We start from the raw sequence: 21,066 nt of genomic DNA on the forward strand, positions 1-21,066 counted from the left end.
ACTGTCCTCGTCCACCGGGAACGAGGAGCTGAGGCCGGAATGCGCGACCGTCGACCCACCCGCCGTGCCGCGGCCCTGCTCGCGGGGATGACCGCGCTGGCGCTGCTCGCCCTCCTGGTCCCCGCCGCGACCACCGAGGCGCGGGAACCGGCGGGCGGCCAGGACCGGCACGGCAGCTACACCGGCTCGCAGGGCCGGCTCGACTACGAGGTCCACCTGCCGCCCTCGTGGCGTGCGGACCGGGCGATGCCGGTCGTCGTCGCCGTGCACGGCTGCGGCATGACCGGGTCCGGGCTGAACTCGATGCGGGCCATGACCGGTTTCGACGACCTCGCCGACCGGGAGGGCTTCCTCGTCGTCTACCCGACCCAGTCGATCCTGCGCAACGCGATGATGTGCTGGAACTCGTTGTCACCGGAGCACCAGCAGCGGGGTCGGGGTGAGCCCGAGCTGCTGGCGGGCGCGATCCGGCAGGTCGTCGAGGTCTACGGGGCGGACCCGGCCCGGGTGCACGTCGCCGGGGCGTCCTCCGGTGCGGGCTCGGCGGTGATCCTCGGGGTCACCTACCCCGACCTGGTCGCGACCGTGACCTCGGTCGCGGGTGGGGAGTACCGGTTCCACCGGTTCGAGGAGGACCCGACCGTGACGCCGGTCGACACGGCCCGTCTCGCGCAGGCCGAGATGGGCCCGCGCGCCCGGCAGGTCCCGCTGCTGGTCGTGCAGGGCGACCGGGACGAGGTCGTCCGCCCGTTCATGGCCGACCGTCTGGTGCGGCAGTGGCTGGTGCTCGGTGCGCTCGTCGCCACCGGGCGGCCCGACGCCGACACCGCACCCGGTGTCGTCACCCGCGTCGAGCCGCCCGACGGCTACCCGTGGACCCGCACGGTCCACCGCGCCCCCGGCCGCGCGGACGTCGACCACCACCTGGTCGAGGGCATGGGGCACGCCTGGTCCGGGCCCCGCTCCGACGGCCTGTTCGCCGACCGGGCCGGGCCCGACCTGTCGGCGCTCGTGTGGGAGTTCGCGTCGGCGAGGCCGATGGGCTGACGCCCGCCGGCGCGCGTCGCGGGATGATCACCGAGCGCCGTTCCGGCCGGTACCGCTTCTACCCCATCGAGCCCGGGGTGCGGCCGCCGACGTCATCGCGCCGCTGCGCACCCTGTTCCGGTCCTCCCTCGGCGAGGTGGGCTCCGCCGCGGAGAGCCATCCCGCGACGGACCGGGAGGACGCGACCGGATGACCGGCCCCTCCCTGCGGCGGGACCGACCCGGGTGGGGACGATCGCGCTCGCGGTGGAGGAGGTCGTCATCGCCGACCCGCGCGGTCGCCGTCGGGCGTCTCGGGCGCGACGCCGACACGGGCCGGCCGTTCGGCGGGGCGCCGACGCCGCCGCGTTCGAGCGCCGGTCCCACGCGACGGGTCTGCGGGACCGCACGGTCGGCCCGGGCCCGGCGATGGACGAGGCGACCCCGGCGGGTTCGTCGTCCCGGAGCGGTACCGCGGGGGCGCCCTGCGCTACCAGCTCACCTCGCCGGGGCCCGGCCCCGGGATGTCGCCCCCCGGACCCCCCGCCCTCTCCGGCTACCTGGCGCGGCCGCGGCCCGGTCCGGCGCGCGGCGACGACGGCACGGGGTGACGCGCTACCGACGGGCCCCGCCGCACAGCGGCACCCGGGTGGGCCGTGGACGTCCCGAGCGCCCGGGGCGCACGCGGAGGGTGTGGACCCGCCGTGCCCGGGTAGGCCGGGGTCCGGCGGCTTCAACACCGAAGGCCGTGTCCACGGCTCCCGACGGGGGTCGCCCTCCACGGTCCGACGAGGTGTCACCCGTGTTCCTGCACGTGCAGCGACTGATGAACGAGATCGTCCCCGACGAGCCCGACCCCGCCGCGGCGAATGCGCTGCAGGAGGGGCTGGGCGGTCAGTTCGGCGAGATGCGCACGATGATGCAGTACCTGTTCCAGAGCTTCAACTTCCGCGGTCCCGACGGGAAACCCTTCCGTGACCTGCTCTACGGCATCGGCACCGAGGAGATCGGGCACGTCGAGCTGATCGCCACCACGATCGCCCGGCTCACCGACGGCTCGCCCCGCTACCAGGGCAGCGCGACCGACGACATGGACACGCCCGGCGCGGGCGGAGCCACCCCGCTGAGCATGGCGCTGTCCGAGGGCAACATCCACCACTACCTGGTGGGGGCCCAGGGCGCGCTGCCGGTCGACGCCAAGGGCGACGCCTGGACGGGCAAGTACGTCTACGACAGCGGGAACCTGCCGCTCAACCTGCTCTACAACCTCATGCTGGAGTCGACCGGCCGGCTGCAGAAGTGCCGGCTCTACGAGATGACGGCGAACAGGACGGCGCGCTCGACGATCGCCTACCTGATCGTGCGCGACCAGGCCCACGAGAACGCCTACGCCGCGGCGCTCGAGGCGCTCGGGGTGAAGTGGAACTCGCTGCTGCCGATCCCGAGGACGAACGCCGAGAAGTTCCCCGAGGTCGCGGCCCTGCTGGACCAGGGCCTGCAGAGCAAGCAGTACACGTTCAGCCTCGACCAGCTCTCCGAGGCCGGGAAGCTCTACCGCGGGGCGTCGCCGTCGAACGACGGGACGACGCTGTCGACCGCGCAGGCTCCGGAGGGCGTGCCGATGGACATCGCCGTCGAGCGCCCTGAGGAGTTCGGCCCGGGCCTCGACCCCGAGCTGCTCGCGATGGTCCAGGCCGTCGCCGAGATGGAGGCCGACGAGCCCACAGGTGAGTGGGGCCGCGTCGGCTGACACGCGTCCGCCCCGTCGTCGTGCAGAACCGCCGACTCGGCGACGAAACCATATCGTGTGAATATCTGACGCTCGGTGATTGTTCCCCACGATGGTGTTGTGAGCTTGATGGGCAGCCTTTCCCGCCATTACGGTTCTGCTCAGCCGGTTCGGGCTCCCCCCTTTGTCGTCGGGCCGGCACGTGCCCGGATCCGAATGGATCCGTGACTCACCAGGAGAAGACTGTGCAGAAGAAGAAGGCCGGTTTCGTCGCCGCCGTGTCCGCCGTCGCCCTGATCGGCCTGTCGCCGCTGGCGTTCGCCGGCTCGGACAGCGTCATCGACAAGGACGCCAAGGGCCTCGTCGCGGGCGCCAACGGCAACAACGCCCAGGTCCCGGTCCAGGCGTGCAACAACAACGTGCCGGTCAACGTCCTGGGCGTCCAGGTTCCGGTCGAGGACGCCGCTGCGGGCAACGGCCTGACCGGTGCCGCCGGCATCGCGGGCAAGGGCAAGGCCGTGTCGGGCGACTCCACCACCGACCAGTCCGACACCTGCGGCCAGGAGGCCGGCGCGGGCGACTCGGTCAACTGACCGACTCCTCGTCGCTGACGTGCCCCGGGACCCTCGCGGTCCCGGGGCACGTCCGTGTCCGGGGCACGGCCGCCTGACCACCCGCCGTGCTCGTCGTCGCCGGTTCCTACGCTGCTCCGGGCGGTTCGCCCCGATCGCGTTCGACCCGATCGTGGGAGTATCCGAACGGAAAGTAATTCGGCCACCCGATGGTGGTAGAAGAATTGTTCGGGCTCTCCCGCGCAGCTAGATTCGCAGCCAGTCGGCACGGGCTCCCCCTTTTGTCAGCGTGCCGTCATGGAACGGGGCCTTCACCACGGCCCTGAGACCTCATCAGGAGAAGAACTGTGCTGAAGAAGGCCGGAATCATCGTCGCGGCGTCCGCCGCGTCCCTGCTCGCCGTCTCCCCGCTGGCCTTCGCCGGCGACTACGCGGGCGACTCCGCCAAGGACGGCAAGCACCACGGCACGCACGAGTCGGGCCACATCGACAAGGACGCCAAGGGCCTGCTCGCGGGTGGCCTGAACGGCAACAACGTCAACGTGCCGATCCAGGTCTGCAACAACAACATCCCGGTCAACGTGCTGGGCGTGCAGGCCCCGGTCGAGGACGCGAACCTGCTGAGCGGCCTCACCGGCGCCCTCGGCCTGGGTGGCGAGGCCAAGGCGGTCTCCGGCGACTCGACCACCGACCAGTCCGACACCTGCGGCCAGACCTCCGGCGCGGGCGACTCGGTCGACTGACCTCCCCGTAGCTCGACGTGCCCCGGGACCGTGCGGTCCCGGGGCACCGTCGTGTCCGGGGTCAGCCGCCGGCCCGGCGCGCCTCGCGACGCCGGCGCGCCTCGTCCCGCCGACGGCGCTCGGTGTCGGTCGAGGGGACCAGCTCCGGGACCGGGACCGGCCGCCGGTGCTCGTCCATCGCGACCATCGTGAAGTAGCAGCTGTTGGCGTGCCGCTGGGTCCGCTCGGTGATGTTCTCCGTGGTGACCCGGATGCCGATCTCCATCGAGCTGCGCCCGGTGTCGTTCACCGACGCCTGGAACGTCACGAGCTCGCCGATGTAGATCGGTTCGCGGAACCGGACCCGGTCCACCGAGAGCGTCACGACGTAGGTCTCGGCCCAGCGGCTCGCACAGGTGAACGCGACCTGGTCCAGCAGCTTCAGGATCGCACCGCCGTGGACGTTGCCGGAGAAGTTCGCCATGTCCGGCGTCATCAGCACGGTCATCGTGAGCTGGTGGCGGGGCAGGCCGCCGGGCGCGGTCACGCCGCCGCCAGGACGACGACGGTGCGGGGCGGCTCGGGGGCCGGGCGGGACAGGACCGATCCGTTCACGACCGGTGGTCTAGCACAGATCACCCCGCCGGGCGCCCCGTGGCGGCCCGCCGTCGCCCGGCCTTGCGCAGCTCCAGCACCGCGACCGCGGCCACCGGCACCAGCACCGCCGCCGTCCACTGCGGACCGGTCAGCGGGGTGAGCCGCAGCGTCTCCCGCAGCACCGGCACCGTCGTGACCGCCCACACCGCCACGGCGGTCACCACCGTCCACCACGGCAGGAACCGGTTCGCGAACAGCCCCGCCCGCAGCACCGGCGTCCGCTCGGTGCGCATCACCCAGGCCAGCGCCAGGTGCCCGGACAGCCAGCCCACGAACGCGACCGTCTGCGAGGCGGTCACCAGGTACAGCCCGCCGACGGCGACGAACAGCGCCGCCGCCCCCGCGGCGAGGTCGCCGAGCAGGGCCCGGTCCAGGAAGCGTGCGCCCGGCTCGCGCGGCGGGCGGGTCATGGCGTCGCGCTCGGCGGGTTCCGCGGCGAAGGTCGCGCTCCCCGCGATGTCCATGAACATCTCCAGCACCACGATCTGGATCGGGGTGAACGGCACGGCCATCCCGGTGAGCACCCCGGCGGCGACGGTCGCGACCAGCCCGGCCTTGCAGGCCAGGTAGTAGGCGACGCCCTTGCGCAGGTTCCCGTGCAGCGTGCGGCCCTCGTGCAGGGCCCGGGTGAGGGTGGAGACGTCGTCGTCGGCCAGGACCAGCCCGGCCGCCTCGCGCGCCACGTCGGTGCCCGACGAGCCCATGGCCACGCCGACGTCGGCCCGGGCCAGAGCGGGGGCGTCGTTCACGCCGTCCCCGGTCACCGCCACCACCTCCCCACCGGCCTGCAGCGCGGTGACCAGGCGCAGCTTGTGCGCGGGCGTGACCCGGGCGAACACCGGCGTCGACGCGACGGCGGCGGCCAGCGTCGCGTCGTCGAGACCGTCGAGGTCGCGGCCGGTCAGCACCGGGTCGGGGTCGATCCCGACCTCCGCGGCGACGGCGCGGGCGCAGGCGGGGTGGTCGCCGGTCACCATCACCACCCGCACCCCGGCCCGCCGCGCGGCGGCGACGGCCTCGGCGGCGCCCGGGCGCGGCGGGTCGGACAGCGCCACGAGCCCGGCGAGGACGAGGTCGCGCTCGGCGTCGCCGACCCTCGCCGGGACCTGCGACGCCGGCCTGCTCGCCACGGCGATCACCCGCAGGCCGCGGGCGGCGAGCGCGGCGACCCGGCCCGCGGTCTCCGGCGACGGCGCCGCGCAGCGGGCCAGCACCGACTCCGGCGAGCCGGTGGTCACCACGGTGGCGGTGCCGGACGCGCCGGCGGGCAGGACGACCGTCATCGTCTCCCGGCCGGGGTCGAACGGGAACCGGGCGACCGGCTCGACGGGAGTCGGCAGGCCCCGGTCGCGGGCCGCGACCAGGAACGCGACGTCGGTCGGGTCACCGGACCAGCCGCCGTCGGGCTCGGGGGCGGTCTCGGTGCAGGCCGCGCCGAGGCCGAGCAGGGTGTCGTCGTCGACGCCCGGGGCCGGTTCGACCCGCGCGACGGCCATCCGGTTGCGGGTGAGCGTGCCGGTCTTGTCGGTGGCGAGCACCGTCACCAGTCCGAGGGCCTCCGCCGCGTGCAGTCGCCGGACCAGCCCGCGCCGCCGCGACAGCCGGTGCGCGCCGAGCCCGAGCACCAGGCTGACGATGATCGGCAGCTCCTCCGGGACCGTCGCGAAGGCCAGGGTGAGCCCGGTCAGCACCATCTCCCGCCACGGGCGCCCGGTCAGCACCCCGACCAGCGGGACGAGCACGCTGAACGCGATCGCCAGTGTCGCGAGGCTGCCGGCGAGCTCGCGCATGGCCTGCTGGAGCGCGGTCCGGGGCGGCCGCGCGGCGACGACGAGCCCGGTCAGCGTGCCCAGCTCGGTGGCCGTCCCCGTCGCGACGACGACGCCGCGGGCCCGCCCGGCGACGACCGTCGTCCCGGCGAACACCAGGTTCGCCCGCTCGGCCAGCGCCGTGTCGCCGGACAGCACCCGGGCGGCGTCCTTGGGGGCGGCGACGGGTTCCCCGGTGAGGGTCGACTCGTCGACGCGCAGCCCCCAGGTCTCGACCAGGCGCAGGTCGGCGGGCACCCGCGAGCCCGCGGCCAGCGGCACGAGGTCGCCGGGCACGACGTCGTCGACCCCGACCGAGACGGTGCTCCCGTCGCGCACCACCGGCGTCGTCGGGGCGGTGAGCTCGCCGAGCGAGGCGATGACCGACTTCGCGCGGAACTCGGCGAACACCTCGACCCCGACGACCGCCGCGATGATCACGACGACGACGACGGTGTCGTCGAGCCGTCCCCAGACGCCGTAGAGCACCGCGATCGCCGCGAGCAGCAGCATCATCGGCTCGGTGACCTCGTCGGCCAGCACCCGCAGGAACGTGACCCGGCGCGGGACGACCCACCGGTTGGGGCCGTGCCGCCCGCGCCGCGCCGCGGCCTCGGCGCCGGTGAGGCCCCGCAGCGCGTCCGTACCGAGGTCGTCGACCACGGCCGCGCCGGTCGCGGCGTGCGCCCCGCTGCTCACGGGCTGCCCACGGGCTCAGTCCGTACGCGGTGGCAGGTCGGGGGCCACGCCCTCGGCGCGGTAGACGGCGGCGGTGAAGGCGTCGAGCGCGCGCCGGCAGCGGTCGAGCAGGGTCTCGGCGTCCTTGCCGCGCTCGTCGGGGAAGAAGTCCCGGGCCGAGATCGTGGCCAGCCAGCGGGTGAGTCGCTCCAGGTCCTGCTCGTTCTCCTCCAGCTCGGCGAAGGAGTAGTTGTCACGGGCGGACTCCTTCTCCAGCTCCGCCAGCAGCGCGTCGCCGCGCTCGGCGAACTCGGCGAACTCCTTGCCGCGCTCGGCGCGGATCCGGGCGACGATGCCGTCGTCGCTGCCGCCGGCGGCGACGTCGAGCGCGAACGCGGTGCCGCCGGACTCGCGGACGGAGGTCGCGAGCCCCTCCAGGAACGTGCGGTGCTCGTCGGTCGCGGGCAGCACCCAGGCGCCGTTCTGCAGGCCGACCGCGCCCGCGGCGCGGGCCCGGCGCCACAGCGTGACCCGGGGGCTCGAGGGTGCGGCGGGCAGCTGCGCGAGCAGCAGGACCCAGCCACCGGACGGCGCGTCGGTCATGCCCGGGCACGGTACCGGCAGGCACCGGCGTGCAACAGGTGTTTCGTCGGGTGCGGCCCCGGCGTCGGGTGCGGCAGGCTGGGGCCATGCCCGCCCCCGCCCACCGCCTCGGCCTCGGCCTGGCCGCCATCGCCCGCCCCGCCTACATCACCTCCGGCCGCGCCGACGAGCTCGGCGACGACCGCGACGTCGCCACCCTGCGCGACCGCTCCCGTGCCCTGCTCGACGCCGCGTACGCCGCGGGCGTCCGCTACCTCGACGTCGCCCGCTCCTACGGCCGCGCCGAGGAGTTCCTCGCCGGCTGGCTCGCCGACCGGCCCGGCGCGACCGGCGGCGGGGATCCCGTCGAGATCGGGTCGAAGTGGGGCTACCGCTACGTGGGCGGGTGGCGGACCGACGCCGGCACCCACGAGGTCAAGGACCACTCGCTCGACGCCTTCACCGAGCAGTACGCGCTGAGCCACGAGCTGCTCGGCGACCACCTCGGGACCTACCACGTGCACTCCGCGACGCTCGACACCGGCGTCCTCGACGACGGGCGCGTCCACCGCGCGATGGCCCACCTGCGCGACCGGGGGATCCGGGTCGGCATCTCCACCTCCGGCCCCGCCCAGGCCGACGCGGTGCGCCGGGCGCTGGACGTCCGGGTGGACGGCGAGCCCCTGTTCACCTCGTTCCAGAGCACCTGGAACCCGCTCGAGCCCTCGGTGGGCCCGGCGCTGGCCGAGGCCGCCGACGCCGGGGCCCGGGTGATCGTGAAGGAGGTCTTCGCGAACGGCAGGCTCGCCCCGGGCGGTGAGGACGGCACCGGGGGCGCCCGCGCGGCCGCGGCGCTGGCCGCGCGGACCGGGATCGGGCTGGACCGGATCGCCGTCGCCGCGGCGCTGGCGAACCCGTGGGCGTGGCGGGTGCTGCTCGGCCCGGTCGGGACCGACCAGCTCGCGTCGAACCTCGCGGGCGCGGAGCTCACGCTGCCCGCGGATGCGGCCGAGGAGCTCACCGCGCTGGCCGAACCGGCCGAGCGGTACTGGGCCACCCGCTCCGCGCGTCCCTGGAGCTGACCCCGCGTTTCCCGGCGGACCTACGCTCGTTTACCTTCCAGCCACCTTGCGGTCGGAGTCGACGTCGTCCGCCGATGTCGCCCGGCCGCGTGGTGAGGAGGAGGGGACATGACCGCCCAGGACCATCTCGCCCAGGGCCACGGCGCCCGGGGCCGCGGCGCGCACAGCGCCGACGACGACCCGGCCACGGTCGTCATCCCGCGCTGCGCCGAGGACGCCGGGGCCGGTCCGCGGCCCGCGGCGGCGCCCGGGGCCGCGAGCCCGGCCCGCGCGGAGCCGTCGCCCGAGGCCCAGGCCGCCGCGCCCGGCGCACCGCACCTGGCGCTGCTGCGCCGCGGGCCGGTCGTCGGCACCGCCGCCGCCGTCGTCACCGTGCTGGCGCTGGCGCACTACGGCGCCGCCGTCTACGGCATCGGACGGCCCGGCTTCGAGATCCCGGCCCCGATCCGGCTGGGCACCGAGCTGAACATCTCGACCTGGTTCAGCTCCGCGATACACCTGACCAACGCGGCGCTGCTCGCGCTGATCGCGGCGAACTCGGTGCGCCGCGAGCGGTGGCGCTGGATCCTGCTCAGCCTGTCCTGCGCGGTCGTCGCGATGGACGAGACCGCCGCCAACCACGAGCAGATCGGCTGGATCATCCACACCACGTTCGGGACCAGCGGCTTCCTGACCTACGCCTGGATCATCCCGGCCGCGGCGCTCGTCGCGGTCGTCGCGGCGCTGTGCCTGCCGATGGTGCTGCGCCGGCCGGGCGCCTGGCTCGTCGTCGCGGGTGCGGCGGTGTTCCTGTTCGGCGCGGTCGGTCTCGAGTCGGCCGGCGGGGCCCTGTTCGAGCAGACCGGTGACGTGCAGTCCTTCACCTACAACGTGCTCGCCGGCACCGAGGAGACCCTCGAGATGGCCGGCCTGGTCATCGCCATGGCCGGGCTGCTCCGCATGGCGGGCGGCAGCGGGCTGCGGATCGCCGGCGCCGGGTTCGTCGACCGGTCCCGCTGACCCACCCGCACACGACGACGGGGCCCCGGTGATCCGGGGCCCCGTCGTCGTTCGTGCGTGTCGGGAGCTCAGCCCACCCGCGAGTGCTCCTTCTCCTCGGCCAGGCGCAGCACCAGGTCGGCGCGCCCGGACTCGATGTCCAGTGCGGACCGCAGGCGCGGTAGCGCGTGGTCGGTGATCCGGGTGCGCAGCGCGGCGAGGTCGGCACCGTCGTCCGCGGTCACGTCCAGGTGGATCTCCGGACGACGGCGGTCGCCGACGAGCGCGGCGGCGGCGCGCTGGACGCCGTCGTAGCTCTCGACGTCGGCGGCCAGTGCGTCTGCTGCGTGGTCGGAGTGGATCCGGGTCGTCCCGGCGTCCCGGCCCGCGACCTGCGCCGACGGCAGCGTCCACGCCGAGGTGCGCGGCCTGCGCCGGGCCTGGGCGAGCAGCCAGCGCAGCGCCAGCAGCCCGACCACGACGGCGACGGCGAGCGTCACCCACGGCGCCCATCCGGGCAGCGTGAGACCGGCGGGCAGCAGCGGGACCGACGGGTCGATCCCGGGGAGCACCTGGCGCAGGACGCCGGTGCCGAACAGCAGCCCGAACACGCCCGCGGCGAGCAGGACGAGCCCGATCAGGAACAGCAGGCTCCGGTTGAGCCGGGCCGGTGGGGTCGCGCCGGCCATCACGCCTCCTGCTGCTTCGTGCCGGTCACGGACACCGTGACCTTCGGGCTGCGGGCCGGTCCGACGGCGTCGAGCCGCTGCGCGACCGCGCTGCGGACCCGGTCGCGCAGGTCCTTCGGGTCGCCGAACGCGGCGTGCGCGGTGACGGCGGCGCGGCGCCCGGTGCTCTTCACCGACGCCCGGGTGACGCCGTCGACGCCGGTGGCGGCGTCGGCCAGCGCCCGGTCGAGGCTGCGCCGGGTGATGCCGGAGTCGAGGTGCTCGGCACCGCCCGCCGAGGTCAGCGGGAACACGGTCGGGGTGCCCGGCCGCAGGGCGACCACGACGAGTACGAGCCCGACCAGTGCGACCAGACCGGACACGACGAGCACGGGTACGTCGGCACCGGTGAACCCGGCGACGGAGGTGCCCAGCGCGCCGAAGTCGACGATCGGCTGCTGTCCGAGGAGCAGCTGCACGACGGCGACGGCGACGACGACGCAGAGTGCGAGCAGGACCAGCGCCACGATGCCCGCGGCGAGGGACTTGCGGGGGCGGCGGATCATTCGAGCTCCCTCGCGGCCGGCCGGGCGGCGCCCGGGACGGTGAGCGCGGTGACGACGACGTCGACCCGCGCGACGGACAACCCGGTCAGCGCCTCGACCTGCCGTACGACGTGCGCGCGGGCGCGGTCACAGACCGCGGCCACCGGGGACGGGTAGGCGACGGAGATCCGCGCGTCGATCCGGGTCGACTGCCCGGAGACGGTGGCCTCGACGCGGGGGTGGCCGCCGGAGTCGTCGCGGCCGAGCATCCGCCCGACCGTGCCGGTGGTGCCACCGACACCCTCGGTCTCCTCCAGGGCCCCGAGCGCGATCTTCTGCACGACCTGGTCGGCGACGTCGACCCGGCCCCGGTCCTCGGGGGCCGTGCCGCCGGAGCCGCCGGAGCCGTCGGTGCCTGCGGAGGCGCGGCCGGTGTCGATCGTGCGGGTCGGGGTGTCGTCCGGCGGGGGAGGGGCGAGGCGGGTGGCCCGGATCGTGTCCGGGTCCCCGGTCGCCGTCCCCGTCGGCTCGACGGTGCTCACCGGGTTCACCGGACCTTGTCGCGGCCGCGCCCGGACAGCCCCGACCGCTCGGAGAGCTCGGACAGGTCGAGGTCGCCGTCGAGCCAGCGGCCGATGCCGAGGCCGATCGCGCCGAGGATCAGGGCGAGGACGAACCCGCCGAAGCCGCCGACGATGCCGGCGATGGCCAGGAGGAGACCGGCGATCAGGCCGATCTGGGTGTTGGTGGACAGGGACATCACAGTCACGTCCTTCGAGACGAGGAGGTACCGGACGTCCGGGGATGTGGACGGGCGTCCGGGCGGGTCAGGGGGTGGCCGCGGGAGGGACCGGGAGCTCGCCGGTGGCGGGTGCCGAGTCCGACGGCCGGATGGGCGTCGACTCGGTGGGGCCGGCGTAGTCGCCGACCACCACGTCCACCCGCGCGCCCCCGACGACCGGGAGCAGCGCGGTGCGGACCTGGTGGTCGATCTCGGCCACGGAGGCCGGATAGCGGCCGACCACGTGGATCTCGACGGCCGGGGCCGTGGGGTCCAGGCGGATGCCGCTCACCCGGCGTCCGGGCAGGTAGGTGGCGATCTCACCGAACCGGCCGCCGTGGAGCTGTGCGACGCCGGGGCAGCCCAGCACCGCGTCGGCGATCCGGTCGGTGTCGATCGCACCCGTGGCGACGGTCCCGTCGCCGTCCGCGGCGGTCCGGGCGCTCACGCCACCCGCGAGGTGGACTCGATCTTCTTCGGCTCCTCGTCCCTGCCGTCGTCCTCGGACGGCAGGTGGACGTCGTCGACCGAGATGTTGACCTCGACGACCTCGAGCCCGGTCATCCGCTCCAGGGCGGAGATGACGTTGCGGCGCACGGCCTTCGCCAGGTCGGCGATGGAGACGCCGTACTCGACGACGACGTTGATGTCGACGGCGGCCTGCTTCTCGCCGACCTCGACCGACACGCCCTGCGAGGCGTTGGTGGTGCCACCCGGGATGCGCTCGCGCAGCGCGCCGAACGCGCGGGCCGCGCCGCCGCCGAGGGCGTGGATGCCGCTGACCTCGCGGGCCGCCAGGCCGGCGATCTTCGAGACGACCGTCTCGGCGATGCGGGTGCTGCCGTGCTCGGACTGCAGGGCCGACGGGGTGCCGGTGACGGCCGGGGCCTTGGTCTCGGTGGTGCTCATGTGCGCCTCCAGGTCATGGCCCGGTATCGGGCCTCACAGTGGTCCGGATCGGGGGCCGGTTCGTACCGGTTGTGCCCCGTCGATCCGCTCGACACACATGGGAGGCCCGGAGGTGCCGCATCCTCACGCACGACTTCGAGTGGTCCTCGTCACACCGCGGACGGGGCTCCCGGTCGCTGACCTGGGCATGAGCCGCTGAACTGCGACGGGAGGCGTCCGCGGGGGATCCGGAGCAGTCGGTGTGCGATCACCCGATCAGATGATCATGGGAGGTGGTGCTCAGCCGGGCGGGAGGCCGATGGTCCAGCCGGTGACGTCGCGCAGCGCCACCTGCCAGCAGGCCGGCTCGGCGTAGTTCGGCCCGCCGATGGCGGTCGGCACCACGAGCGCGTCGGTGAAGTAGATCCAGTGGATGTCCTTCACCGGGATGTCCCGGCCGGGGCGCTCGTCGCCGCGGCCGTCGGCCATGTCGTCGAACATCTCGGCCATCGACGCCGCGGACTCGTTGCCCGGGTCGCCCGCGGTGAGCCGGCGCAGCTGGTCCCCGAGCCCGCGCAGCCAGGCCGAGGGGTGTACGGCGTTACCGAACACCAGCCCGGCCGGCGTGGCGACGGTGAGCGGGACGCTGTTGCGCTCGTCGCGGTAGGCGATCGACAGCACCGCCTGCAGGTAGCTCGGTGCGCTCAGCTCGGGGATCGTGACCACGCGTTGTGCGTCGGTCATCCCGGCGGGTCCGTCGGCTTCGACCGTCATGGCTCCGGACGGTAACCAGGAACGGCCCGCTCACGAAAGGTCCACGTCGACCTGACGAGAACGGCCGGACGGTCCAGCGGCCGCACCGCCGGCCGGCCCAGCCGACCCCTCAGGAACGACGTGTGCGCGCTGCGACGCCCGGCTCCGGGCGACGTGGGGACGGCACCGCGACACCGGGGTGGACGACGACGTCGAACCGGGCCCCGGCGCCGTCGGGGCCGACGCCGTCGACGGTCTCGTGGGCCCGGACCGTCAGCCCGCGGGCGGCCGCCGCGGCGGCGAGTGCCTCGTGCACCCGGTCGGCGGTCCCGGCCTGCCCGAACGCCCCGCGGTAGTGGTAGGCGAGCAGCATCCCGCCCGGCCGGAGGCGGTCCAGCAGGGCGGCCAGGCCGACCTGCAGCGTCACCGCCTCCCAGTAGTAGAGGACGTCGGAGCAGACGATGAGGTCGAAGTCGCCCTCGGGCATCTCGTGCGGGAGCGTGCGACGGACGAAGGTTCCCGACGGCACCCGGGCGGCGGCCCGCTGGACCGCGGCCGAGCAGATGTCGACCCCGAGCAGCGCCGCGGTGTGCCCGGCGAGGCGGACCGACAGGTCGCCCTCGCCGCAGCCGACCTCCAGCACCCGGTCGAAGCCGCGGCCGGCGAGCGCGTCCATGACGGTGCCGTACTTCTGCTGCTCGTAGTCCGACAGTCCGATCGAGTACGGGTCCGGGCTGCGGTAGAGCCGGTCGTGCGTACGCCGCCCCCAGCCCGGCTGCCACAGCCAGGTCTGGCCGGTCCAGCGCGGGTCGTGCTCGTCGCGGCCGAGCCGGGCCAGGCCGCGCACCGGGACCGCGGCGGCACGCGCGCCGCCGCTCAGGGTGAGCCGCGCGATCCGCCGTGCGTGGTCGATCGGCGTGCGACGGGCGGGTCGGCTCTCGGCCATCGGGCGCTCCCGGGGAAGGACGGGTGATACGTCCGGTGTGTCGCCGGACGGCCACCTCCGCGTTACGCCGGACGCCCGGGCGACCCCCGATGCGGTGACGCCGTGATCATTTCCCGTTGCGCGCCGCAGTCTCCTCGGAGGCCTTCACGACCTGCACCTGGTCGCCGATCTGCAGGTAGTCGAAGTACGCCTTGGCCTCGGCCGGCGGCACGTGGATGCAGCCGGCGGAGGACCGGTTCGGGTCGCCGCTGTGGAAGGCGATGCCGCCGTCGTTGAAGAAGACCGACCACGGCATCGGGGCGGGGTCGCCGTTCGGCAGACGCGACTCCTCGCTCTTGTGCGTCGCGTCCTTGCGGTAGACGCGCAGCGAGTGTCCGACCGGGGTCTCCTGGCCGTTGCCGCCCGAGGAGATGCCGATCGGGCCGCGGACGACCTTGCCGTCCTGGATGAGCCAGGACTTCTGCGAGTCCAGGTCGACGCACGCCTTGGCGGTGACCGAGCACGGGGTGCCCGGGACGAGCGGCTCCGCGCGGGCCTGCTCGGCGGCGGGGGATCCGGCCAGTGCGGTCCCGGCGACGGCGACACCCGCGACGGTGGCCAGTCCGAGGCCCAGTGCGACGAGGCGGCGGGGCCGCTGCCGGACGGTGTCCATGGGTGCTCCTGTTCGTCCGCGTCGCCGGGGGCGGCGACGCCACGTGATCGGTCCGTCACCATGGGAGACGCGGGGGGAGCGCCCAGGTTGCGCGACGAAAAGATCTACCGTGCGCGGTCAGTCTGCACCCCGGTCCCGACCGGCCCGGACGCGGTGCGCTCCCGTCCCGATCACCCGGAAGGACCGTCTCGGTTCCGATGTCCGGTCCGCCCGGCTCCATCCGTCCGGCGCAGCCCGGGGCACCTGCGCGGCACCGGTGGACACGACGATGCCGGCGACCCGTGGGGCCGCCGGCATCGTCGGGAGGGATCGGGAGGGAGGAGTCAGTGCGGGGTGACCTCGCCCATCTCGACCCAGGCGTCCTTGCCGTCCTCGCTCTGGAAGTTGATGAGCGGCTTCTCCGGCACGACCGAGCCCATGAAGTCGAAGAACCTCTGCGCGTGGTCGGTCTTGACGTGCGCGTCGCCGGCCGCACTGTCCCGGAAGACCTCCACGACCACGAACTCGTTCTCCTTCTCGACGTTCTCGTGGTAGTCGAAGGAGATGTTGCCCGGCTCCGAGTTCACGTCCTTCTTGTACTGCGAGATGCCGGACAGCCACTCCTCGCGCTTGTCCGGGCGGATCTGGGCCTTGAGCACGATGAGGATCACGTGAGCCTCCGGTTCACTTCTGGTCGGGAACGTCGCCGGGGATCGTTCCACGGATCGCCGCCCCGCGGGCGTCTCGAAGTGCGACGCCGCGGGGCGTGACGGCCCTCAGGCGAAGGTCGCGGTGTCGATCACGAAGCGGTAGCGCACGTCGCCCTGCACGACCCGCTCCCAGGCCTCGTCGACCTGGTCGCAGGAGATGGTCTCGACGTCGGCGCCGAGGCCGTGCTCGGCACAGAAGTCCAGCATCTCCTGGGTCTCGCGGATGCCACCGATCTTCGAGCCGGACAGGCTCCTGCGGCCCGCGACCAGCGAGAACCCGTGGTAGGACAGCTTCTCCTCGGGCACGCCGACGTTGACCATCGAGCCGTCGAGCTTCAGCAGGCCGAGGTAGTCGTCGACCGGGATCACCGCGGCGACGGTGTTGACGATCAGGTCGAAGGACCCGGCCAGCTCGGTGAAGGTGGCCTCGTCCTCGGTCGCGTAGTAGTGCGCGGCCCCGAGTCGCTTGCCGTCCTCCTGCTTGGACAGCGTGCGGGACAGGACCGTCACCTCCGCGCCCATCGCCTTGGCGATCTTCACGCCCATGTGGCCGAGGCCGCCCATGCCGACGATGGCGACCTGGGTGCCGGGGCCCGCGCCCCAGTGGTGGAGCGGGGAGTAGAGCGTGATGCCGGCGCAGAGCAGCGGCGCGGCGACGTCGAGCGCGACGCCCTCGGGGATGCGCAGCACGTAGTTCTCGTCGACGACGATCTGCGTGGAGTAGCCGCCGTAGGTGGGCTCGCCGTCGTACTCCTTCGCGTTGTAGGTCTGCACCTCGCCCGTGAGGCAGTACTGCTCCTCGCCGGCCCGGCAGTTCTCGCACTCGCGGCAGGAGTCGACGAAGCAGCCGACGCCGACGGTGTCGCCCACGGCGTAGCGGGTCACCTCGTCGCCGACCGCGGAGACGACGCCGGCGATCTCGTGGCCGGGGACCATCGGGTAGATGCCCTCGCCCCACTCGTCGCGGGCCTGGTGGATGTCGGAGTGGCAGATCCCGGCGTACCGGATGTCGATGACGACGTCGTGCGGCTTGGGGTCGCGACGGGTCACGGTCCCGCGCTCGAACGGCTTGTTCGGGCCGGCGGTGGTCATGGCGGGCACGGTCGTGGGCACGTTTCCTCCTGGTCGGCGTCGCATGTGGACGCCGTGGTTCGCGTGGCCGGGCTCCGGTGCCGCGGCGGGGACGGGCGGCCGTCGTGCAGCCGCATCGCCACATGGCTACCCGGCGATGGTTGTGCGCAATGCAGTTGCGGGATGTGGTTCACGTCTCCCACTCGCGAACGAGTACCCGCGCCGGGGATCGGCCGGAGGGGGGATCCGCGACCGTGCCGTGACGTCCTACCGTCGGCCCATGACCGGGACGAGGGGGGACGCCGCGGTGCGGCGGGAGGACGGTGTGGGCGGTGCCGCCGCGACGGCGACAGCGCCGGGGCCCGCGCCGCGACCGTGGTGGAACCGGGTGGGCTGGGCGCTGCACGCGCTGCTGCGGTTCGCCCTGATCCTGCTCATGCAGGCCTACGTCTGGTCCAAGCTCAATCTGTCCCAGATGGGCCGGGCCGACTACGCCGACGCGCTCGTCATGACCGGTGAGAAGAGCCCGATGGGCCTGCTGTGGGGGCTCATGGCCTACTCCCCGGTGATCCAGTTCCTCGCCGGGTTCGCCGAGCTCGTCGTCGTGCTGCTGCTGGTGTTCCGGCGCACGGCCTGGATCGGCGGCCTGCTCGGGACCGGCGCGCTCGGCACCGTCTTCCTGCTGAACATGACCTACGACGTGCCGGTCAAGCAGTTCGCCCTCGCCCTGACGGTCGGGTTCGCGCTCGTCGCGGCCCCCGAGCTGCCGCGGGTGGTCCGGTTCCTGGCCGGTCGTCCGACGGCGGCGACCGAGGGGTCCCCGCGGCTGCTGCCGTGGCCGCGGGTCCGCCGGGTGACCCGGTGGCTCGTGCCGGCGCTCGGGCTGGTGCTGATCGCGGCGATGGGGGTGCTGTTCCAGCAGGTCCAGCCGCCGTTCCAGCGTTCCGACGTCGCGCTCGCCGGGGTCTACCGGGTGGTGGAGGACCCGACGGCCCCGGCCGCGCGGCTCGCCGACGACCGGCGCTGGCAGCACGTCGCCGTCGGGCAGTGGACCTACGTCGGCCCGTCGATCCCGATCCCCGGCTACCCGCAGTCCGGCTCGGCCGGGATCTCGCTCCGGCTCGCCGACAGCACCGTCGTCCGGGGGACGTGGCGGCCCGTCGGGGACCGGACGATCCGCGTCGAGTGGAACGCGCCGCAGTCCGGGGCCACCTCCCTGGTCGAGCCCGCCGTCCGGAGCGCCGAGCTGACCTGGACGCCCCGGCCCGACGGTCGGGTGGAGCTGACCGGCGACGGGCAGCGTCTGGTGCTGGAGAGCGACGCGGAGCTGCGCTTCCTCTACGACCGCGGCTTCTCCTGGGACGAGGGCAACGGGGCGGCCGTCAACCGCTGAGGCCCTACGCTGGCCCGATGCTTCCGCGGCTGGGACTCGCCGAATGGGTGGTGCTGGCCGTGGCCGGCGAGCGTCCGGTGCACGGTTTCGCCGTCGCCGCGCTCACCGCCGCCGACGGCGAGCTGGGCCGGGTCTGGCAGATCCCGCGCCCGGTCGTCTACCGCGCGATCGGCAGGCTGGTCGACGCCGGCCTGATCACCGCCGAGGCCGTCGAGACGAAGGGCGGCCCGCCCCGCACCCTCTACGCCGCGACCCCCACCGGTCGCGGCCACGTCGACGCCTGGCTGGGCACCCCGGTCCCGCACGTGCGGGACCTGCGCTCGGAGTTCCTGCTGAAGCTGGCGGTGCTGCACCGGCACGGCCGGGACGCGACCGCGCTGGTCGACGCCCAGCGTCGCGAGCTGGCCCCGATCGTCGCGGCGCTGCGGGCCGAGCAGGACCGGGCCGGACGGGCGGGGGGCGGCGGCGCCGACGAGTTCGACCGGATGCTGGCCGCCTGGCGGCGCACCTCGGCGGAGGCGGCGCTGGCGTTCCTCGACGAGCTCTGACTTGCACCTCCGTCACGGATAGCGGATAGTCTCGGTATCCGATAAGGGAGGTCATGGTGGACGTACGGATCGGTGACGCCGAGCGGGAGCGCGCACTGGAACGGCTCGGCAGGCACGTGGGGGACGGGCGGCTCGACCTCGCCGAGTTCTCCACCCGCAGCGGGCAGGTGACCGCGGCGCGCACGGCGTCCGAGCTCGCCGCCGTCGAGGCGGACCTGCCCCGGCTGCCGCGTCCCGCCGACCCGGAGCGCGAGCGCCGGGTCCGCCGGACCGTCCTGGCCGCGACCTGGGGGCCGTGGGCGCTGACCGCGGTGATCGTGGTGACGATCTGGGCCGCCGTCGCGCTCGGCGGGGGCGGCGGCTACTTCTGGCCGATCTGGGTGATCGGGCCGTGGGGTGCGGTGCTCGCGCTCGGCACGCTCACCGGCCGCTCGGTCGCCGGTCCGTGCGGGCGGGCGAGAACCGGCGCGGAACGGGTACACCGGGTACATGCCCCGTCGTGACCTGACCTGGATCCCCCGCCTGCTGGGCGCCGCCACCGCCGCCTACGGCGCGGCCGTCGCCGCGAAGCCGGACGTGCTGCTGTCGCCGACGAAGCTGTCCGGCGGCGGCCGGACGCCGTCCGCGGGGACCACGCTCCTCGCGCGGGCGGTCGGCGGGCGCGACCTCGCGTCCGGCCTGGCCATGGCGCTGGCCCCGGCCGGCACCCCGCTCAAGGCCGCCATCGCGGTGCGGGTCGGCGCCGACGTCGTCGACCTCGTGGTGCTGGGCTCGCAGCTCCCCGACCGCGACGCCCGGGAGAAGGCGACCATGGTCGCCGCCGGCTGGGGTGCGCTGTGCGCGCTCTCGCTGCTCGCCGCCGACCCGCCGCGCCGGGGGCTGCTCGGGCGCGCATGACAGCCCGCGGGCCGTCCACCATGATCGGGCGATGGCCACGAGCACCGGGGGCGACCCCCACCTGGAACGCGCCTACTCGCTGAGCGGCCCGGCCGACGCCCGGGCGCTCTACGACGAGTGGGCCCCCACCTACGACGCCGACCTCGCCGGCGAGACCCAGGGCTACGTCGCGCCCGCGGTCACCGCGGACGCCGTCGTCGCGGCCGCGGGCCCCGGCGGGGAGATCCTCGACGCCGGCTGCGGCACCGGGCTGGTCGGCGTCGCGCTCCGCGAGCGCGGCGCGACCACCGTCGACGGGATCGACCTGTCGACCGGGATGCTGGAGCGGGCCCGCGCCACCGGCGCGTACCGGGACCTGCGCGAGGCCGACCTCACCGCCGCGCTGGCGCTGCCCGACGACTCCTACGACGTCGTCGTCTGCGTCGGGACGCTCACCCACGCCCACGTCGGACCCTCGGCGCTGGCGGAGTTCACCCGGGTCGTGCGACCGGGCGGGTACCTCGTCGCGACCGTCCTCGACGACGTCTGGGAGTCCGGGGGCTACCGCGCCGAGGTCGACCGGCTCGCCGCCGCCGACGTGTTCGAGGCCGTCTCGATCGAGGTCGCGCCCTACCGGTCCGGGCAGCAGGTCGACTGCCGCCTCCTGGTGCTGCGGGTGCGGTAGGTGAGGATGGACCCATGAGCGACGACCGCGGCCCGGTGACCGGGCGCCGGATCCTGACCGTGCTGCTGGTGCTCTCGGCCGCCGTGCACGTCCGGCTCGCGTTCGGCGCCACGGGGCCGGTCCTGGCCGGGCTGGACGGGCTCGTCGCCGCGGCCGCCGTCGTGTCGCTGCTCCTGCTGCTGCGCCGGGCCGACGGCCCGGCGCTGCTCGCCTGTGCCGTCGCCGGCGGGCTCGGCGTCGCCCTCTTCCTCGTGCCCGGGCTCCTCGCCGTCGCGCAGGGGGTGAACTGGACCGCCTGGCTCGACGCATGGGCGTTCGGCGGGCTGCTGCTCGACGCGATGGTCGTGCGGATCGCGGTGTTCACCCTGCGCCGGGCCGAGGGCGCGTCGCGCCGCTGAGACCGGTGGAACATCTCCGGATCGAAAGCATCGGTGCGTTCCCTGCCGGTTCCGTGATCGCGGAAACAGGTTCCTGAGCTGCGACGATGTTCCCGGCCGTTATCTGCGTGTGATACGTCACCGGGCGTCCGCTTGACCTGATCTCGGCCGGTCGGCGACCTTCGTGGTCGCTCCGGTCCACACGGGCCGGGCATGCACCGAAGTGCCGGAACCGCCACGCCACCACGGCCCCGTCCCGCGGTCCCCGGCCAGTCGACCTGCACGGACCGAGACGGGGCCGCGGGCCGCGAGTCCCCTCGCGACGACACCGGCACAGCGCTCCCCGCGCGACCGGCCCGCC

26 protein-coding genes are annotated in these 21,066 nt (G+C 74.4%); 12 read left to right on the top strand and 14 right to left on the bottom strand.

The features are described from left to right. Nucleotides 1-39: 39 nt before the first annotated feature. The 4 genes from WHI96_RS24400 (at nt 40) to WHI96_RS24415 (ending at nt 4,069) form a co-directional block, all read left to right on the top strand. Nucleotides 40-1,047, top strand: coding sequence for an extracellular catalytic domain type 1 short-chain-length polyhydroxyalkanoate depolymerase (locus WHI96_RS24400; protein ID WP_345643723.1), 1,008 nt, complete (start codon nt 40-42; stop codon nt 1,045-1,047). A gap of 780 nt (nt 1,048-1,827) precedes the next feature. Continuing rightward, a complete protein-coding gene (locus WHI96_RS24405) occupies nt 1,828-2,775 on the top strand; it encodes a manganese catalase family protein (RefSeq protein ID WP_345643726.1) in 948 nt (315 codons plus the stop codon). A 224-nt stretch (nt 2,776-2,999) separates the two neighbouring features. Further along, a complete protein-coding gene (locus tag WHI96_RS24410; RefSeq protein WP_208822832.1) occupies nt 3,000-3,347 on the top strand; it encodes a hypothetical protein in 348 nt (115 codons plus the stop codon). Between the two features lie 326 nt (nt 3,348-3,673). After that, nucleotides 3,674-4,069 carry a hypothetical protein gene (locus tag WHI96_RS24415; protein ID WP_345643732.1) on the top strand — a complete coding sequence of 132 codons (396 nt, stop codon included), beginning with the start codon at nt 3,674-3,676 and terminating at the stop codon, nt 4,067-4,069. A 61-nt stretch (nt 4,070-4,130) separates the two neighbouring features. Here WHI96_RS24415 and WHI96_RS24420 read toward each other — a convergent pair whose 3' ends face one another. The 3 genes from WHI96_RS24420 to WHI96_RS24430 form a co-directional block, all read right to left on the bottom strand. Next, on the bottom strand, nt 4,131-4,595 hold the full coding sequence (locus tag WHI96_RS24420) for an acyl-CoA thioesterase (protein WP_425571573.1): 465 nt from the start codon (nt 4,593-4,595) through the stop codon (nt 4,131-4,133). A gap of 88 nt (nt 4,596-4,683) precedes the next feature. Next, on the bottom strand, nt 4,684-7,212 hold the full coding sequence (locus tag WHI96_RS24425; RefSeq protein WP_345643735.1) for a cation-translocating P-type ATPase: 2,529 nt from the start codon (nt 7,210-7,212) through the stop codon (nt 4,684-4,686). 15 nt (nt 7,213-7,227) lie between these two features. Then, on the bottom strand, nt 7,228-7,794 hold the full coding sequence (locus tag WHI96_RS24430) for a Chromate resistance protein ChrB (protein ID WP_345643738.1): 567 nt from the start codon (nt 7,792-7,794) through the stop codon (nt 7,228-7,230). Between the two features lie 86 nt (nt 7,795-7,880). On the opposite strand from WHI96_RS24430, the gene WHI96_RS24435 reads away from it, so the two are divergent. Beyond that, nucleotides 7,881-8,855: an aldo/keto reductase gene (locus WHI96_RS24435; RefSeq protein WP_345643741.1), complete on the top strand. Its 975-nt coding sequence runs from the start codon at nt 7,881-7,883 to the stop codon at nt 8,853-8,855. A gap of 108 nt (nt 8,856-8,963) precedes the next feature. Continuing rightward, entirely contained in the window at nt 8,964-9,854 is an 891-nt protein-coding gene (locus WHI96_RS24440; protein WP_349302450.1) for a DUF8692 domain-containing protein, read from the top strand. A 68-nt stretch (nt 9,855-9,922) separates the two neighbouring features. Here the strand turns inward: WHI96_RS24440 and WHI96_RS24445 are convergent, their stop codons facing one another. The 11 genes from WHI96_RS24445 to WHI96_RS24495 all read right to left on the bottom strand — a co-directional run bounded on the left by WHI96_RS24445 (nt 9,923) and on the right by WHI96_RS24495 (nt 16,847). After that, nucleotides 9,923-10,522 (bottom strand): Asp23/Gls24 family envelope stress response protein, encoded by a 600-nt coding sequence (locus WHI96_RS24445; RefSeq protein WP_345643320.1) that lies wholly within the window; start codon nt 10,520-10,522, stop codon nt 9,923-9,925. Then, complete coding sequence (locus tag WHI96_RS24450) at nt 10,522-11,067, bottom strand: DUF6286 domain-containing protein (RefSeq protein WP_345643318.1); 546 nt, start codon at nt 11,065-11,067, stop codon at nt 10,522-10,524. Before WHI96_RS24450 ends, WHI96_RS24445 begins: the two co-directional genes overlap by 1 nt. After that, entirely contained in the window at nt 11,064-11,588 is a 525-nt protein-coding gene (locus WHI96_RS24455; RefSeq protein WP_345643315.1) for an Asp23/Gls24 family envelope stress response protein, read from the bottom strand. Before WHI96_RS24455 ends, WHI96_RS24450 begins: the two co-directional genes overlap by 4 nt. Nucleotides 11,589-11,593: 5 nt before the next feature. Then, complete coding sequence (locus WHI96_RS24460; RefSeq protein WP_345643330.1) at nt 11,594-11,806, bottom strand: hypothetical protein; 213 nt, start codon at nt 11,804-11,806, stop codon at nt 11,594-11,596. 67 nt (nt 11,807-11,873) lie between these two features. Then, on the bottom strand, nt 11,874-12,275 hold the full coding sequence (locus tag WHI96_RS24465) for a hypothetical protein (protein ID WP_345643312.1): 402 nt from the start codon (nt 12,273-12,275) through the stop codon (nt 11,874-11,876). Next, complete coding sequence (locus WHI96_RS24470; RefSeq protein WP_345643308.1) at nt 12,272-12,736, bottom strand: Asp23/Gls24 family envelope stress response protein; 465 nt, start codon at nt 12,734-12,736, stop codon at nt 12,272-12,274. Before WHI96_RS24470 ends, WHI96_RS24465 begins: the two co-directional genes overlap by 4 nt. A 279-nt stretch (nt 12,737-13,015) precedes the next feature. After that, nucleotides 13,016-13,489, bottom strand: a complete 474-nt coding sequence (locus WHI96_RS24475; RefSeq protein ID WP_345643305.1) for a hypothetical protein — start codon at nt 13,487-13,489, stop codon at nt 13,016-13,018. 109 nt (nt 13,490-13,598) lie between these two features. Beyond that, nucleotides 13,599-14,414: a class I SAM-dependent methyltransferase gene (locus WHI96_RS24480; RefSeq protein WP_345643302.1), complete on the bottom strand. Its 816-nt coding sequence runs from the start codon at nt 14,412-14,414 to the stop codon at nt 13,599-13,601. Nucleotides 14,415-14,520: 106 nt separating this feature from the next. Continuing rightward, nucleotides 14,521-15,066 (bottom strand): L,D-transpeptidase, encoded by a 546-nt coding sequence (locus WHI96_RS24485; RefSeq protein ID WP_345643299.1) that lies wholly within the window; start codon nt 15,064-15,066, stop codon nt 14,521-14,523. A 323-nt stretch (nt 15,067-15,389) separates the two neighbouring features. After that, nucleotides 15,390-15,716, bottom strand: coding sequence for a putative quinol monooxygenase (locus WHI96_RS24490; protein WP_345643296.1), 327 nt, complete (start codon nt 15,714-15,716; stop codon nt 15,390-15,392). Between the two features lie 105 nt (nt 15,717-15,821). Further along, nucleotides 15,822-16,847: an NAD(P)-dependent alcohol dehydrogenase gene (locus tag WHI96_RS24495; RefSeq protein WP_345643327.1), complete on the bottom strand. Its 1,026-nt coding sequence runs from the start codon at nt 16,845-16,847 to the stop codon at nt 15,822-15,824. 259 nt (nt 16,848-17,106) lie between these two features. Here WHI96_RS24495 and WHI96_RS24500 point away from each other — a divergent pair, with 259 nt between their 5' ends. The 6 genes from WHI96_RS24500 to WHI96_RS24525 are packed head-to-tail and all read left to right on the top strand — an operon-like array spanning nt 17,107 to nt 20,726. Continuing rightward, a complete protein-coding gene (locus tag WHI96_RS24500; RefSeq protein ID WP_345643293.1) occupies nt 17,107-18,219 on the top strand; it encodes a hypothetical protein in 1,113 nt (370 codons plus the stop codon). 17 nt (nt 18,220-18,236) lie between these two features. Continuing rightward, a complete protein-coding gene (locus WHI96_RS24505; protein WP_345643290.1) occupies nt 18,237-18,767 on the top strand; it encodes a PadR family transcriptional regulator in 531 nt (176 codons plus the stop codon). A gap of 53 nt (nt 18,768-18,820) precedes the next feature. Next, the gene (locus WHI96_RS24510) at nt 18,821-19,270 is read left to right on the top strand and encodes a DUF1707 SHOCT-like domain-containing protein (protein WP_345643287.1); all 450 of its coding nucleotides are present in this window, start codon (nt 18,821-18,823) and stop codon (nt 19,268-19,270) included. After that, nucleotides 19,257-19,664, top strand: a complete 408-nt coding sequence (locus WHI96_RS24515) for a hypothetical protein (protein ID WP_345643285.1) — start codon at nt 19,257-19,259, stop codon at nt 19,662-19,664. Before WHI96_RS24510 ends, WHI96_RS24515 begins: the two co-directional genes overlap by 14 nt. Nucleotides 19,665-19,695: 31 nt before the next feature. Further along, nucleotides 19,696-20,328 carry a class I SAM-dependent DNA methyltransferase gene (locus WHI96_RS24520; RefSeq protein WP_345643282.1) on the top strand — a complete coding sequence of 211 codons (633 nt, stop codon included), beginning with the start codon at nt 19,696-19,698 and terminating at the stop codon, nt 20,326-20,328. A 14-nt stretch (nt 20,329-20,342) separates the two neighbouring features. Beyond that, nucleotides 20,343-20,726 (top strand): hypothetical protein, encoded by a 384-nt coding sequence (locus tag WHI96_RS24525; RefSeq protein ID WP_345643279.1) that lies wholly within the window; start codon nt 20,343-20,345, stop codon nt 20,724-20,726. Nucleotides 20,727-21,066: the final 340 nt, after the last annotated feature.

Source organism: Pseudonocardia tropica (assembly GCF_040105315.1).
Lineage (GTDB): Bacteria > Actinomycetota > Actinomycetes > Mycobacteriales > Pseudonocardiaceae > Pseudonocardia > Pseudonocardia alni.